At 72.6% G+C, this 15,231-nt stretch carries 15 protein-coding genes; 10 read left to right on the plus strand and 5 right to left on the minus strand.

From position 1 onward, the window contains the following. From ACIBBH_RS15030 to ACIBBH_RS15045, 4 genes are all read left to right on the plus strand, one after another. Positions 1-336: alpha-glucosidase C-terminal domain-containing protein (locus ACIBBH_RS15030; RefSeq protein ID WP_399404669.1), on the plus strand; the 336-nt coding region annotated here is incomplete at its 5' end. A 29-nt stretch (positions 337-365) separates the two neighbouring features. After that, the gene (locus ACIBBH_RS15035) at positions 366-1,730 is read left to right on the plus strand and encodes a maltokinase (protein ID WP_399404670.1); all 1,365 of its coding nucleotides are present in this window, start codon (positions 366-368) and stop codon (positions 1,728-1,730) included. Positions 1,731-1,733: 3 nt separating this feature from the next. Then, the gene (glgB, locus tag ACIBBH_RS15040) at positions 1,734-3,935 is read left to right on the plus strand and encodes a 1,4-alpha-glucan branching enzyme (RefSeq protein WP_399404671.1); all 2,202 of its coding nucleotides are present in this window, start codon (positions 1,734-1,736) and stop codon (positions 3,933-3,935) included. A 114-nt stretch (positions 3,936-4,049) separates the two neighbouring features. Then, positions 4,050-5,138 (plus strand): glutamate--cysteine ligase, encoded by a 1,089-nt coding sequence (locus tag ACIBBH_RS15045; RefSeq protein WP_399404672.1) that lies wholly within the window; start codon positions 4,050-4,052, stop codon positions 5,136-5,138. Positions 5,139-5,159: 21 nt separating this feature from the next. Here ACIBBH_RS15045 and ACIBBH_RS15050 read toward each other — a convergent pair whose 3' ends face one another. After that, positions 5,160-5,393 carry a DUF6480 family protein gene (locus tag ACIBBH_RS15050; RefSeq protein WP_399404673.1) on the minus strand — a complete coding sequence of 78 codons (234 nt, stop codon included), beginning with the start codon at positions 5,391-5,393 and terminating at the stop codon, positions 5,160-5,162. Between the two features lie 152 nt (positions 5,394-5,545). Here ACIBBH_RS15050 and ACIBBH_RS15055 point away from each other — a divergent pair, with 152 nt between their 5' ends. The 5 genes from ACIBBH_RS15055 (at position 5,546) to ACIBBH_RS15075 (ending at position 11,990) form a co-directional block, all read left to right on the plus strand. Then, positions 5,546-7,450, plus strand: a complete 1,905-nt coding sequence (locus ACIBBH_RS15055; RefSeq protein ID WP_399404674.1) for an AMP-dependent synthetase/ligase — start codon at positions 5,546-5,548, stop codon at positions 7,448-7,450. Positions 7,451-7,579: 129 nt separating this feature from the next. Next, positions 7,580-8,014, plus strand: coding sequence for an ATP-binding protein (locus ACIBBH_RS15060; RefSeq protein ID WP_399404675.1), 435 nt, complete (start codon positions 7,580-7,582; stop codon positions 8,012-8,014). A gap of 207 nt (positions 8,015-8,221) precedes the next feature. Beyond that, positions 8,222-9,604 carry an NAD(P)/FAD-dependent oxidoreductase gene (locus tag ACIBBH_RS15065; RefSeq protein ID WP_399405099.1) on the plus strand — a complete coding sequence of 461 codons (1,383 nt, stop codon included), beginning with the start codon at positions 8,222-8,224 and terminating at the stop codon, positions 9,602-9,604. Continuing rightward, entirely contained in the window at positions 9,601-9,744 is a 144-nt protein-coding gene (locus ACIBBH_RS15070) for a hypothetical protein (RefSeq protein ID WP_399404676.1), read from the plus strand. The genes ACIBBH_RS15065 and ACIBBH_RS15070 overlap by 4 nt, the downstream gene beginning before the upstream one ends. Next, positions 9,741-11,990: an FUSC family protein gene (locus tag ACIBBH_RS15075; protein WP_399404677.1), complete on the plus strand. Its 2,250-nt coding sequence runs from the start codon at positions 9,741-9,743 to the stop codon at positions 11,988-11,990. Before ACIBBH_RS15070 ends, ACIBBH_RS15075 begins: the two co-directional genes overlap by 4 nt. A 30-nt stretch (positions 11,991-12,020) precedes the next feature. Here ACIBBH_RS15075 and ACIBBH_RS15080 read toward each other — a convergent pair whose 3' ends face one another. The 4 genes from ACIBBH_RS15080 to ACIBBH_RS15095 all read right to left on the minus strand — a co-directional run bounded on the left by ACIBBH_RS15080 (position 12,021) and on the right by ACIBBH_RS15095 (position 14,820). After that, positions 12,021-12,854, minus strand: coding sequence for a DUF1206 domain-containing protein (locus tag ACIBBH_RS15080; RefSeq protein ID WP_399404678.1), 834 nt, complete (start codon positions 12,852-12,854; stop codon positions 12,021-12,023). 111 nt (positions 12,855-12,965) lie between these two features. Next, positions 12,966-13,247 carry a DUF5133 domain-containing protein gene (locus ACIBBH_RS15085; protein ID WP_399404679.1) on the minus strand — a complete coding sequence of 94 codons (282 nt, stop codon included), beginning with the start codon at positions 13,245-13,247 and terminating at the stop codon, positions 12,966-12,968. 31 nt (positions 13,248-13,278) lie between these two features. Next, the gene (locus ACIBBH_RS15090) at positions 13,279-14,175 is read right to left on the minus strand and encodes a SigB/SigF/SigG family RNA polymerase sigma factor (protein ID WP_399404680.1); all 897 of its coding nucleotides are present in this window, start codon (positions 14,173-14,175) and stop codon (positions 13,279-13,281) included. Positions 14,176-14,385: 210 nt separating this feature from the next. After that, complete coding sequence (locus ACIBBH_RS15095) at positions 14,386-14,820, minus strand: ATP-binding protein (RefSeq protein WP_399404681.1); 435 nt, start codon at positions 14,818-14,820, stop codon at positions 14,386-14,388. Between the two features lie 148 nt (positions 14,821-14,968). Here ACIBBH_RS15095 and ACIBBH_RS15100 point away from each other — a divergent pair, with 148 nt between their 5' ends. Beyond that, positions 14,969-15,190, plus strand: coding sequence for a hypothetical protein (locus ACIBBH_RS15100; protein WP_399404682.1), 222 nt, complete (start codon positions 14,969-14,971; stop codon positions 15,188-15,190). The last annotated feature ends 41 nt before the right edge of the window (positions 15,191-15,231 follow it).

Below are 15,231 nucleotides of genomic sequence, written 5' to 3' on the forward strand. Positions count from 1 at the left end.
CTCCACTGGACCCGCCGCATGATCGAGATCCGCAAGCAGAATCCTGCCTTCGGACTGGGGTCCTACACCGAACTGCAGTCGTCGAACCCGGCGGTGATCGCGTTCCTGCGCGAGTACCGGGACGACCTCGTCCTGTGCGTCAACAACTTCTCCCGGTTCGCACAGCCCACCGAACTCGACCTGCGGGCCTACGACGGACGGCACCCCGTCGAGCTCATCGGCGGAGTGCGCTTCCCCGCCATCGGTGAACTGCCCTACCTCCTCACCCTCGCGGGCCACGGCTTCTACTGGTTCCGGCTCTCCCGAGTCGCATCCCGCATCGGCCGACGACGCTGAGCGCGCCGCCGAGGAAAGGACGCGTCACCATGGCGAAGACCGTAATCCTCCAGCCGAGAAGCACGGGCACCGAGCAGCCCCTGGCCTCGCTCTGCGAGCTGCTGCGCGAGTGGCTGCCCCGGCAGCGCTGGTTCGCGGGCAAGGACCGGCCCGTGACGGACCTCACCGTGCTGTCCGCGACGGAGCTGTTCCCGGGCTGTCTGCACGTACTGGTCCACGCCGGACACCTGCCGGTCCCCGCCCCCGGCGGTGGCACTCCCCCTCCCGGGGACTGCTACCAGCTGCTGCTCGGCGTGCGCGAATACCTCGCGCCGCGGCTGGGCCGGGCCCTCATCGGCCGGGTGCAGGAGGGACCGCTGGCCGGTCTCACCGTCTACGACGCGCTGCACGACCCGCGCTCGGCCGCGCTGCTCCTGGAGCGGCTCAGGCAGCCCGGCACGGCGGGCCCGCTGTGCTTCGAGGCCGACCCGGCCGCGGCGGTCCCGGCCGGACTCGCGCCCCGGCTGCTGGACGCCGAGCAGTCCAACTCGTCCCTGGTGTACGGCGACGCCTTCATCCTGAAGGTCTTCAGGCGCATCCAGCCCGGCGTCAACCCCGACCTGGAGGTGCCGGGGGCGCTGGCCGCGCAGGGGTGCACCCGTGTCCCCGCCCCCGTGGCCTGGCTGCGCACGACCGAGCCGTGGGCGGCGACACTCGGGGTGCTCCAGCCGTACCTGCGCGACGCCTCCGACGGCTGGACGCTGGCCCTGCGGGCGCTCGCCGCCGGCGAGCACTTCACCAAGGAGGCGTACGAGCTGGGACAGGCCACCGCCGACGTCCACCTCGCCCTGGCATCCGCCTTCCCCTCCGGGGCCCACGGCGAGATGGAACTCACGGCGGCGGCGATGACCGCCCGGCTGGAGGCCGCCGCGCACTGCGTGCCGGCGCTCCGGCCGTTCGTCCCCGGCCTGCGCACCGCCTTCGGCGCGCTCGTCACCTGCGACGCCGGGCCACCCGCCCAGCGCATCCACGGCGACCTGCACCTGGGGCAGGTGCTGCGGGCGGGCCGCGAGTGGTTCGTCATCGACTTCGAGGGCGAGCCGTCCCGCCCGCTCGCCGAACGGCGCGGCGCCCAGTCCCCGGTGCGGGACGTCGCGGGCATGCTGCGCTCCTTCGACTACGCGGCCCGCCAGCGCCGCCCCTGGCGCCCGGAGTGGGCCCGCCGCTGCCGGGAGGCCTACTGCGCGGGCTACGCGGCCCGGGCCGGGTGGGATCCCCGCAAGAAGCACGCGCTGCTGCGTGCCTACGAGACCGACCGGGCGGTCTACGAAGTGCTGTACGAGGCCAGACACCGTCCGGCCTGGCTTCCCGTGCCGATGGCGGCGATCGAACGACTGGCCGTCCGAGGAGGATGAACCGTGGCGCTGCGCGACACCTCACAGCCCGAGCCGGCTGGCCGCCGGCCGCTGCCGGCCCCCGCCCTGGACCCGGCCGACCGGGAACGCCTGCTGGCGGGCGCCCACCACGACCCGCACGCGCTGCTCGGCGCCCACCCGGTGCCGGGCGGGATCGCCTTCAGGGCACTGAGGCCGTTCGCCCGTGCGGTGAGCGTCGTGCTCGACGGCGAGCGTCACCGGCTGCTCTCCGAGGGGGACGGCCTCTTCGCCGCCGTACTTGCCCTGGACACGATCCCCGCCTACACGCTGCTGGTGGAGTACGCGGAGGGCGCGCAGGAGGTACACGATCCCTACCGCTTCCTGCCCGCGCTGGGCGAGCTGGACCTGCACCTGATCAGCGAGGGGCGGCACGAGCAGCTGTGGAAGGCGCTGGGGGCCGAGCCGATGACCCACCAGGGCGTGGCCGGCACCCGGTTCACCGTGTGGGCGCCGAACGCGCGCGGGGTGAGAGTCGCCGGGGACTTCACCTTCTGGGACGGGACGGCGTTCCCGATGCGGTCCCTCGGTTCGTCCGGCGTCTGGGAGCTGTTCCTGCCGGGCATCGGGGAGGGCGCGACGTACAAGTTCGAGATCACCTCCCAGTACGGGCACCGGTTCCTCAAGGCGGACCCGATGGCCCGCCGCACCGAGATGCCGCCCGCGACGGCCTCGGTGGTGACGGCCTCGCACCACGAGTGGGGCGACGAGGAGTGGCTCGCGCGCCGCGCGAAGACGCCGGTGCACGAGGCGCCGTTCTCGGTGTACGAGGTCCACCTGCCGTCCTGGCGGCCCGGACTGACCTACCGGGAGCTCGCCGAGCAACTGCCCGCGTACGTCAGGGACCTCGGCTTCACCCACGTCGAGCTGATGCCGGTCGCCGAGCACCCCTTCGGCCCCTCCTGGGGCTACCAGGTCACCTCCTACTACGCGCCGACCGCGCGGCTGGGCTCCCCCGACGACTTCCGGTACTTCGTCGACGCCTGCCACCGGTCCGGCATCGGAGTGATCATGGACTGGGTGCCGGCGCACTTCCCGAAGGACGACTGGGCGCTGGCCCGGTTCGACGGGGATCCGCTGTACGAACCCGGGGACGACCGGCGGGCGGAGCATCCGGACTGGGGGACGTACGAGTTCGACTACGCCCGCACCGAGGTGCGCAACTTCCTGGTCGCCAACGCCGTGTACTGGTGCGAGGAGTTCCACATCGACGGCCTGCGCGTGGACGCCGTCGCCTCGATGCTCTACCTGGACTACTCGCGGGACTCCGGGCAGTGGACGCCCAACGCGTACGGCGGCCGGGAGGACCTGGCCGCGATGGCCTTCCTGCAGGAGATGAACGCGACCGTCTACCGCCGGGTACCCGGCGTGGTGACGATCGCGGAGGAGTCCACCGCGTGGGGCGGCGTGACCCGGCCCACCGACACCGGCGGACTCGGTTTCGGCCTGAAGTGGAACATGGGCTGGATGCACGACTCGCTGGAGTACGTCGCCCACGAGCCCGTGCACCGCAAGTACCACCACCACGAGATGACCTTCTCGATGGTGTACGCCTACAGCGAGAACTACGTCCTGCCCATCTCCCACGACGAGGTCGTCCACGGCAAGCAGGCCCTGGTGTCGAAGATGCCCGGCGACTGGTGGCAGCGGCGTGCCAACGTCCGCGCCTACCTGGGCTTCATGTGGGCCCACCCCGGCAAGCAACTGCTGTTCATGGGCCAGGAGTTCGTGCAGGGCGCCGAGTGGTCCTACGAGCACGGGCCCGAGTGGTGGCTGCTGGACCCCGGCTACTGTGCCGCCGCCGACCACCGGGGCGTACAGGACCTGGTCCGGGACCTCAACACCGTCTACCGGGCGACCCCCGCCCTGTGGCAGCGCGACACCGATCCCGGCGGCTTCCGGTGGGTCGCGGTGGACGCGGCCGACGACAACGTCTTCGCGTTCCTGCGCTTCGACGAGGAAGGCACCCCGCTGCTCGCGGTGTCGAACTTCTCCCCCGTCGTCCGCCACGACTACCGCCTCGGCGTCGGCGACGAGGTCCCCGCATGGCGGGAGACCCTCAACACCGACGCCCTGCGGTACGGCGGCAGTGACGTCACCCGCGCCGACCCGGTCAAACCGGAGGACGGGGAGATCCGGCTCACGCTTCCGCCGCTCGCCACGGTCTGGCTGACGCCCGCGCCGTGAGGGCGCGCACGGGGACGTGACCGGTCCGCCAGGTGTCGACGGCCGCCGGAGGGGCAGTCGGGGTCGTACCACCCGCGACGCCCCGTCGCGGTACGTAAGGAAAGGCGGCCCCACGTGCGCACCGTCGGTGTGGAGGAGGAACTTCTTCTGGTCGACCCGGACAGCGGTGACCCGAAGGCACTGTCGGCGGCGGTGCTCGCCCGCGCCTCCCTGGACGATCCCGGGCAGGACGTGTTCGAGAAGGAGCTGTACGGGCAGATGCTGGAGTTCGCCACGCATCCGCAGACGGACATGGCGGACCTGGGCGCGGAGATCGTCCGCTGCCGCAAGGAGGCGGCCCGGCACGCCGGGGAGATCGGCTGCGCGGTCGCCGCCCTCGCCACCTCCCCGCTCCCGGTCAGCCCCTCCATCAGCATGAACGACCGCTATCAGTGGATGGCGGAGCACTACGGCATCGCCACCCGGGAACAGCTCGTCTGCGGCTGCCATGTACACGTTGCGGTGGAGTCCGACGAGGAGGGCGTCGCGGTCCTCGACCGCATCCGGCCCTGGCTGCCCGTGCTGGCGGCGATCAGCGCCAACTCCCCGTTCTGGCAGGGCCGCGACTCCGGCTACCACAGCTACCGCAGCCGGGTGTGGGGCCGCTGGCCGTCGGCCGGCCCGACCGAGCTGTTCGGATCGGCGGAGCGCTATCACCGCAGGGTCGCGGACATGGTGGCCACCGGCGTCATCCTGGACGAGGCGATGGCCTATTTCGACGCGCGCCTGTCGGAACGCTACCCGACCGTGGAGATCCGCGTCTCCGACGTGTGCCTGCACGCGGACACGGCTGTCCTCATCGCCTCGCTCGTCCGCGGGCTGGTGGAGACCGCCGCGCGCGAGTGGCGGGCCGGCCGGGAGCCGGTCGACCACAGCGTGAGCCTGCTCAGGCTGGCCGCCTGGCAGGCCGCCCGCTCGGGCCTGGACGGGGAGCTGCTCCATCCCGCGACCATGCTGCCCCAGCCGGCCGAGAGCGTGGTGCGGTCCATGGTGGAGCACACCGGCGACGCCCTCTCAGGCACCGGTGACCTGGCCCGGGTCGAGGAGGCCGTCGCCGGCCTGCTGCGGCGGGGCAACGGCGCCCGGGTGCAGCGCGAGCTGATGGACCGGACCGGAAGCCTGCGGGACGTCGTCACCGAGTGCGTGCGCCGCACCCAGTCCTGACGCGCCCCGGGACCGCCGGTCTCAAAGGATCATGACCAGGGCGTACACCAGGAAGAAGGCCGCGACCAGCGCGACGAGGATCAGGATCAGGGTGAGCGGGGCCTTGGCCCAGCCCTTGGGCGGGTTGTGCGTCTCCCGGGGCCCGGCCTCGGGCATGCTGCTCTCCGCGGGCGGCGTCTCGCCGGGCGGCACGCCGCCCCCGGGCTCCAGGCCGGTGGTGCGCTCGGGCTCCGGATCGGGGTTCACGTGAGTCATGTCACCCGAGTCCCCAGGACGCGCCGAGATCATCAGTCGGCCACGACTTCTCCGTTCCCGGCACCCATCGCAACCACCTGGGCTACATTCGAGCACCGCCGACAACGGGACTCGTCGGCGGCGTCACTCTCCGTACACCCCAGGAGCAGCGCATGCGCGACCTCGCTCTCGCTCCGGCAGCCGCCCCGCCCCTGGCCGGCGGGCTGGCCGACGGCGTCTTCGAGACGGCGGACCGGAATCCGGCCCTGCCGGTGCTCGCCCGCCGTGCGGACGGCGCGTCGACCGCCTGGGAGGAGGTGACGGCCGTCGAGCTGCGGGACGAAGTCGTCGACGTGGCCAAGGGGTTGATCGCCTCCGGGATCTCGCCGGGCCACCGGGTGGCCGTCATGGCCCGCACCCGGTACGAGTGGACGGTGCTGGCGCACGCGCTGTGGGCGGTGGGCGCGGAGGTCGTCCCGATCCATCCGACGTCCTCGCGCGACCAGGTCGAGTTCATCCTGCGGGACGCCGGCTGCGTGGCAGTCGTGGTGGAGGACGAGCAGGGCGTCATGACGGTCGGCACGGTCTGCGCGGTCCTGCCCCGGCTGAAGCACGTCTGGCAGCTGGACGCGGGGGCGCTGGCGCAGTTGGCGCAGCGGGGCGAGTTCGTCCCGCTGACCACGGTGGAGTCGCTGCGCCGGATCGTGCTGCCGGACGCGACGGCGGCCGTCGCCTACACCTCCGGCACCACGGGCCGCCCGCAGGGCTGCGCGCTCAGCCACCGGGGCCTGGCGTACCCGTGCGACACACTGCTGGCGGGCTGGGGGCACACCGCGGCGCCCCCCGGCGAGCAGGCGTCGGTGCTGGCCTTCCTGCCGTTCTCGCACGTGTACGGGCTCATGATCATGGTGTTGTGCGTGCGCGGCGGCATCCTCATGGGCCACGAGCCGGAGATGACCGAGGCGGCGCTCGCGTCGGCGCTGCGCACGTTCCGGCCGACGTACCTCTACGGCGTGCCCTTCGTCTTCGAGAAGCTCTACAAGAATTTCCTGCGCACCGCCCAGCAGGCGGGCCGCGGGGCCCTGTTCGAGCGGGCGGCGCAGACCGCGCGGGACTTCGCCGCGGCCGAGGAGCGGCGACGGCTGGGCACGGGAGCGGGACCCGGGTTCGACCTGCGGCTGCAACACGCCCTGTACGAGCGGACGGTGTACCGCCGGCTGCGGGCGGCGCTGGGCGGCCGGGTGGTGCGGGGCACATCCGCCGGCTCGTCGCTCAGCCGCGAACTCTCCCTGTTCTACGAGGGCATCGGCGTGTACGTGCACGACGGCTACGGGCTGACGGAGAGCAGCGGCGGGATCACCGTGCAGCCGCTGGGCCGGGAGAAGTCCGGGACCGTGGGCCGGCCGCTGCCGGGCACCCAGATCCAGGTGGCCGACGACGGGGAGATCCTGGTGCGCGGTCCCTCGGTGTTCCAGGGGTACGTGGGCGACGAGGCCGCGACGCGGGCGGCGCTGGGCGGCGGCTGGCTGGCCACCGGCGACATCGGGCGGCTGGACTCCGAGGGGTATCTGACCATCACGGGCCGCAAGAAGGACGTCATCGTCACCAGCGGCGGCAAGAGCGTGGCGCCGGCCCCGCTGGAGCAGCGTCTGAGGATGCATCCGCTCATCCACCAGGCGGTGGTCGTGGGCGACGACCGGCCCTGCGTGGGGGCACTGCTCACGCTGGACCCGGACTTCCTCGCGCACTGGCGGGCGGCCCTGGCGCTGCAGGGCGACACGCCGGGCCGGGAGGTCCGTGAGGACAACGCGCTGCGGGAGGAGCTGGGCCGGGCCGTGGCCGCCGCCAACAGCACGGTGTCGCGTGCCGAGTCCATCCGGGTCTACCGGGTGGTCACCGAGCCGTTCGCCCCGGCCAACGGGCTGATGACGCCGTCGATGAAGCTGCGCCGGGACGCGATCGTCCGGCACTACGCCGCGGAGATCGAGGCGATGTACCAGGCGCGCAGCCGCGCCTCGCCGCGGCTGTCCGCGGTCGAGCCCGCCGACTGGGAGGACCCGGACGACGTGTTCCGGTGACCGGGCCCCGTCCGTGTGACATCCGCGACCGGCAGGGCACGCGTACCCGGCTCGCCTGCGGGAACCCAAGGACGTGGGAAAGCTGAGCAACGACGACAGCCGCGTTCAACCGGGGCTGAGGAAGATGTGATGGCGACGGAGCCGCGTTGGGACGACACACCGCACTCGGAGGAGACCCACGAGCGTACGGTCTCCTTCGCCGGCGAGCTGCGCAATGTGACGGGTGCGCGGCTCGCCGCCGAGGAGTTCCTGAGTGCGCTGGCACGGGCGTCGCCTCCGTCGGTCCCGGAGTCCTGGGACGACATCCTGCTGGTCGTCACGGAACTGGCCGCGAACGTGGTCCAGTACGCTCCGGGCCCCTTCGAGCTGCGCATGCGGCGGACGTTCGACGGGGTGCACCTCACGATGCACGACACCAGCACCATCCGGCCGGAGCCCCGCCCGTTCCAGCCGAACGCGGGTGGCGGCGGCATCGGCTGGCACCTCGTGCACACGCTGTGCGACCAGGTGAGCGTGGTGGTGACGGACACCGGCAAGGACATCCACGTGTTCCTGCCCTGGTGAGCGGGAACCGGCCGGGGGTACGCCGCATATCCGCGCGACACCCGGGTTACTCAGTCCGGGCCGGGGCATGCTGGTGCCCACGCGTTCGTCTGCCTGCCGCACCCGGCTGGCATCGCGGCTCGGGGCACGGTGGGATCGATGTTGCGAAGCAGCGATCCAGGGCATGCGAACGGCGTCGAGTCGAACCGCCTGGAGCCGCAGAAAGGGATGGACACCGTGACACGACCCAGGATCCTGGTGGTTGGCGCAGGCTTCGCCGGAGTGGAGTGCGTTCGCCGCCTGGAGCGCAAGCTCTCCCCCGACGAGGCCGACGTCACCCTGGTGACGCCGTTCGCCTACCAGCTCTACCTGCCCCTGCTGCCCCAGGTCGCCTCGGGCGTGCTGACGCCCCAGTCGATCGCCGTGTCGCTGCGCCGCAGCAAGAAGTACCGCACCCGGATCATCCCGGGCGGCGCGATCGGCGTGGACCTCAAGGCCAAGGTCTGCGTCATCCGCACCATCACCGACCAGATCGTCAACGAGCCCTACGACTACATCGTGCTGGCCCCGGGCAGCGTCACCCGCACCTTCGACATCCCCGGGCTGACCGAGCACGCCTTCGGTATGAAGACCCTCGCCGAGGCCGCCTACATCCGCGACCACGTCATCGCGCAGCTCGACCTCGCCGACGCCAGCGAGGACCCGGCGGAGCGGGCCTCGCGGCTGCAGTTCGTGGTGGTCGGCGGCGGTTACGCGGGCACCGAGACCGCGGCCTGCCTGCAACGGCTGACGCACGCCGCCATCAAGCGCTATCCCCGCCTGGACCCGGGCCTGATCAAGTGGCACCTGATCGACATCGCGCCCAAGCTGATGCCGGAACTGGGCGACAAGCTCGGCCGCAGCGCGCAGGAGATCCTGCGCAGGCGCGGGATCGACATCTCCCTGGGCGTGTCCATCGACAAGGCGGGCCCGGAGGAGGTCACCTTCACCGACGGCCGCGTGGTGCCCACCCGCACCCTGATCTGGACGGCCGGCGTGGTCGCCAGCCCGCTGATCGCCACGCTCGGCGCCGAGACGGTCCGGGGCCGGCTCGCGGTCACCGCCGAGATGTGCCTGCCCGGCCAGGACGGCGTCTTCGCGCTCGGGGACGCCGCCGCCGTCCCGGACAAGGCCAAGGACCAGGCCGGCGCGGTCTGCCCGCCCACCGCGCAGCACGCCATGCGGCAGGGCAAGGTGGTCGCCGACAACGTCATAGCGGCCCTGCGCAACCAGCCGATGCAGCCGTACGTGCACAAGGACCTGGGCCTGGTCGTCGACCTCGGCGGCAAGGACGCGGTCTCCAAGCCGCTCGGCGTCGAGCTGCGCGGCCTGCCCGCCCAGGCCGTCGCACGCGGCTACCACTGGTCGGCGCTGCGCACCAATGTCGCCAAGACCCGGGTCATGACGAACTGGCTGCTCAACGCCGTCGCGGGCGACGATTTCGTACGCACCGGTTTCCAGGCCCGCAAGCCCGCCAAGCTCAAGGACTTCGAATACACCGACGCGTACATGACGCCGGAGCAGGTTCGGGCGCACGTGGAGGGCGGTGGCACCGAACCCACCGGACTGTGACGCACGTCACCAGGGACCGCCGATCATCCGAGGCCCGGTCGGCGGTCTCCACCGGGCACGGGCACGCCAACGCCCTGGTGGCGCACACGCTCGCCGAAGGCAAGGAGTCGCCTGACACGGGAGAGAGCACGGCGGCGTGAGCACAGCGGGACGGTCGGTGCGGGCAAAGGTGTGGGACCGTGTCGCGGCGTCCGACCCCGGGCTGCTGCGGCTGACGGCGGGGCTGCGCACCGTGTGCGCCATCTCGCTCGCGCTCGTCGTGCTGGGCCCGCTGCGGGTGGACGTGACGCACCTGGTGGCCGGGGCCATGGCGGCGATGGTCGCCACCTTCGCCATCCGGGAGAAGCAGCCGGCCCGGCAGGCCGTCACGCTCGCGCTGGGCCTGCCCGTGGCGCTGGCCTCCGTGTCGCTGGGCGCGCTGCTGAACACGCGGGTCGTGGCGGGCGACCTGTTCTTCGTCGCGCTCATCTTCTGCGCCGTCTACGGCCGCCGGTTCGGTGACCGCGGCACGGCGCTGGGCCTGATCGGCTTCCAGGTCTACTTCATCTCCCTGTTCGTCCGCGCGACCGCCGGCGGCCTGCCGGGACTGTACGGGGCGATCGCCGTGGCCTTCGCGTGCAGCGGGACCGCCCGTTTCGTCCTCGTACGGCAGACCCCGGCCGGCATCCTGGACCGGCTGCGCCGGGCGTTCCGGGCCCGGCTGGCCCAACTGGTGGCCGCGCAGACCGAGTTGCTCGACGCCGGTCCCGAGGAGGTGGAGAAGGTCCTCGACGACGTCCGCACGGGGACCGCCCGGCTGCACGAGGCGGCCCTGATGATCCAGGGCCGGCTGGAGGACGGGACCTCCGACGAGGCGATGGCCGGCCTGGTGCAGCGCCGGATCGCGGACGCCGAGATCGCCGCCGAGCGGCTGGGCCTGCTGCTGCTCACCGCGCGTGCCGCGCGGCGGGCGGACACGCTCACCCTGCACCTGCCGGGCGCGCCCGTGCCCTCGCCGGTGCGGGAGCCGATGCGGGGCGAGGCGACCGACGCGCTGCGCCGGGACCTGCGGGCGCTGCGCATGCTCGTGCTGCGGCCGGTCGGCGAGGACACCGGGACCGGGCCGGCGCAGGTGCGCAACCGGCTGCTCGGCTACCGCGACGGGGAGAACCTGCCGCCCGCGTCGCCCGCCGTCCAGGACGTCTCCCGGGGCATCGGCGAGGCCGCGCGGGCGGTCCTGGGGCTGCGGACCGCCCTGGAGGGGCCGCAGGACGAGTCCGACGACAGCCCGGCGGCCGCCCGCTCCCGTGAGGAACTGGACGCGGAGGACGCCGCCATCACCGGCGGCGCGGACGGGCAGCGAGGGGAGGAGCAGCCGACCGGGCTGCGGCGGCCCACCACGCGGGCAGCCGTGCAGGTCTCCGTCGGGTCGGCGCTCGCCATCGTGGGCGGCGAGCTGCTCTCCAGCCAGCGCTGGTACTGGGCGGTGCTGACCTGCTGGATCGTGTTCATCAACACCGCCTCCACCGGAGAGATCCTGGTCAAGGGCTACCGCCGGGTGCTGGGCACCGTCCTCGGCGTGGTGGCCGGCCTCGGTCTGGCCGGGCTGGTGGGCCACCACACCTGGACGGCGTTCGGGCTGGTGCTGCTGCTCATCTTCGCGATGTTCTACACAGCCCCGCTGTCCTACACCCTGATGTCCTTCTTCGTGACGGCGATGCTGGGGCTGCTGTACACGCTGCTTCACACCTACAGCACCGCCGTCCTGGTGCTGCGCGTGGAGGAGACCGTTCTGGGCGCGGCCTGCGGGGTCCTCGCGGCGGCGGTGGTCCTGCCGGTGCACACCGACCGCCGTACGAACGAACTCCTCGTCACCACCCTGGACCACCTCGCTGACGTCACCCGGGCCGCGGTCGACCAGCTCAGCGGCGGTGCGCCGACCGACCTGCTGGAGAAGGCGCGGGACCTGGACCAGGCGCTGGCCGACCTGCGCGCGTCCACACAGCCGCTGACCCACCCGATCACACCGCTGCGGTCGCGGCGGGCCACCGCCCGCTACGTCGTCGCGCTGCTGGAGACCTGCGCGTATCACGGGCGCTCCCTGGCGGCCACGGCGGAACTGCTGCCGAGCCATCCCACGATCGCGGCGGATCCCCGGCTGCGCGGAGCGGGGCGGCGCATCGTGCACAACATCGAGACGATCGCCGCGCACGTCGCGGACCGGCGGACCCCGTCCGAGGTCGAGACCGGCCGGAGCATCGCCGCCCTGCTGGAGCCCGGCTCCTACCGCACCCCGCGCTACGGCCGGGTCACCGACCGGGTGCTGCGGCATCTGCAGCGCCTGGACGAGGCGGTGACGGGTCTGGCGCGGCCACTGGATGTACCGGTGCAGCGGCCGAAGAACTGACCGCCGCGGCGGGTCCACGGGTGCGGGCTCTCAGGTCCGGATCCAGCGGGCCTCGGCGAAGGAGAAGACGCCGAAGAGCGCCAGTCCGGCCGCGACGGCCACCAGCAGCCAGGGACCGACCGGGGTGTCGGCGAAGGTGCGCAGCGTGTCGTCGAGGCCCTTGGCCTTGTCCGGCTTGGCGGCGGCCGCCGCGCGCACCGCGAAGACACCCGCCGCCGTGAACACCGCCCCGCGCGCGACGCCGCCGGCCACGCCGGTCACGTCCACCAGACGCCGGCCGCCGGGTGGCATCTGGCCGGTCTTCAGCCGGTCGCGGTAGGTGCGCCGTACGGCCTGTACGGCGATCCACACGCCGGTCACGACGATCCCGGCCCCCACCGCGCCGACGAGCCACTGACCGGCCGGCGCGGACAGGGCGCGGGCGGTGAGGTCGCGCGACTGCGTGTCGCTGGACTGCCCGCCGCCCGAGCCCGCCGCGAAGGACAGCACGGAGGAGGCGACGAACGCGTAGAACACGCACCGCATCAGGGACAGCAGCCGCTTGCGCGCCGAGCGGCCGTCCTTGCCGACCGCGCCGAAGAACACCTCGGACAGCCGCCACAGGGCCATGCCGACGAGTCCGACGCCCAGCGCCCACAGCACCACGGCACCGAACGGGTGGTGGGCGATTTCGGCGAGGGCTCCGCTGCGGTCGGCCTGCTTGCCGCGGTCGCCGAAGGCGATCTGGACCGCCAGCAGCCCCACCAGCAGATAGATCACGCCGCGCGCGGCGAGGCCCGCCCTGGCGGCCCACTCGGTCACCGTGCCCGTCGCCCCGGACCGGGCCCGGAACCGTACCCCCCGCACCAGCGCACCCGTGTCCATCTGTACCTCCGAAGCTCCGATTGCCCCGGCCGGCCGGGGACACACCTCGATCACGGGCCGGGGCGACCGCGCGTACGCGGTCGCCCCGGCTGCTCCCCCGGTGGGGCGCGTTCAGTGCCTTCCGGTGTGCGCCGCCACCGGCTCGGGCGCGGTGGCCGCGCGCAGCGTGTCGGCCGCGATGTCCGCCGGCTCGGGCGGCAGCGTGGCCGCGGCCAGGTGGCGGCGGGCCGTGGCCAGGGCGACTCCCACGTCCCGGGTGCCGGTCAGCACACACAGTGTGTACGCCAGGTCCCGCTCCCGCGGGCCCTGACCTCCCTCGTGCGCGAGGAGTCCCTCGTACTCCTCGACGAGCTTGCGCAGGGTCGCGGGATGCGGCCTGAGCGGAATCAGCATCGGTCTCACTCCTCGATCGCTCGGCGGTCCCTCACTCCTTCGGGCGCCCGCCGGGACCACGGCCGCCCGGCCGCCGGCCGAGCGCCTCATCCCGGACGCGTGCGCAGCTGCGGCTGATGAGCCGGGAGACGTGCATCTGGGAGATCCCCAGCTGGTCGGCGATCCGGCTCTGGGTCATGTCCTCGAAGAACCGCATGTAGAGGATGGCGCGCTCCCGTTCGGGCAGGCGGCGCAGACCTTCCTTGGCGGACTCGCGGTCGATGACGACGTCGAAGGAGGAATCCGCCGCGCCGAGAGTGTCCGCGAGGCTGTATCCATCGTCTCCCGAGGACAGTTCGGCGTCCAGCGAGAGCGTGCTGAAGCTCTCGAGGGCTTCCAGGCCGGTGTTGACCTCGTCCTCCGTCAGACCGGTGTGCGCGGCGATGTCGGCGACCGAGGGCTCGGGGCTGCCGGGGTTCTGGGTGAGTTCACGGCGGGCCACGCGCACCCTGTTGCGCAGTTCCTGCACCCGGCGGGGCACCCGCAGCGCCCACATCCGGTCCCGGAAGTGCCGCTTGACCTCGCCGGTGATGGTGGGCACGGCGTAGCTCTCGAACGCGCCGCGCTCCGGGTCGAACCGGTCGATGGCCTTGACCAGTCCCAGGGCGGCCACCTGGCGCAGGTCCTCGACGGACTCGCCGCGGTCGCGGAACCGGCCGGCGATCCGGTGGGCCATGGGCAGCCACGCGGTCACCAGCTCGTCGCGCACCGCGTCGCGCTCGGGGCCCTCGTCGAGTTCCGCGAGCCGGGCGAAGAGGGCCGCGGTGTCGGGGGCGTCGTCGTGGGGCCGCTTGGGTGAGGTGGTGGTGGCCGCCGGGGCGGTGGAGGAAGAAGCGTCAGTGGGTCGGGCGGGCGTGCCAGGACGGCTGGTCGACATATCGGTGAGCATGCGGAATCGCTCCTGAACTGTGGTTTCAGGGAAATGCCGCGGGAGGGCTGCACGGACCACTTCGAAGGGCCCTGAGCAGGCATAACGCTCCCGCTGGGCGCGCCTCCGGTCCGAAGCACGAGATTCCGTCTGCCCTGCCGCCGGTGGCCCAAACTCCGCTTTTTGGAATCGGCGGAAGAAAAAATGGCGGGAGAGGCGGCCGACTGGAATTCAGGTGAGCGGCACGAGCGCCGTGATCCGCTTGCCTCCGCAGGGCAGGCACGCCACGCGGACGTCGTGCGCCAGCCGGCACACGATCGGCCAACCCCGGCCGCCGACCCGGGAACGGCCCTGGTCGTCGACGGAGCCGAGGGCCACCGGGAGGTCGTCACTGCGGTCGCTCACCGAGACGCACACGTCGTGTCCGACGACCTCGACGGAGAAGTCGGTGACCCCGCCGCCGTGCAGCATCGCGTTGGTGGTCAGTTCGGAAGTGACGAGCAGGGCGTCGTCGAGAGCGTCCGTGTCCCAGTGAAAGTGCTGGGCCTGACACCGCTCGGCCACCACACAGCGCACCCTTCTGCGGGCGTCCGCGGGCCGGCACGGCACGGTACGGCGCGCGTCCGGCGGTCCGAACGCGGATTCGGTCCTGTGCGTCTCGCGCATCCTTTCACTCCCCTGGCTGTGAGGACGAAATCCGGTCCTGCCACACCCGCGTGGATTGCACGGGTTCTCCCTTTTCGGCTGACCTGTCGGCAAGCCGCCAAACACGTTCAGGCGCCATCGGGCCTGGTTTCGGGGGTACGCGGATGCCATGACGGATGTCGTGGACTCGGACGAACTGCTGCGGCGGATGCAGCGCGCGAAGGCCTGCGCACAGGAGGAGGAGCGGACGTGGCGGGAGCGCGGTGACGCACTGAGGGAGGACGATCCGGCGGGCGCGCGGGACGCCGCCGTACGGGCGACGGCGTACGAGGTCGTGCTGCGCGTCCTGGACGAGATCCTCACGCCGGGCGTGCGCCGCGGCCGGGGCTGAACCACCGGTGCCTCCCCCGGGTTGATTGACGTTCATCGGTC

Source organism: Streptomyces sp. NPDC051636, assembly GCF_044453765.1.
Taxonomy (GTDB): domain Bacteria; phylum Actinomycetota; class Actinomycetes; order Streptomycetales; family Streptomycetaceae; genus Streptomyces.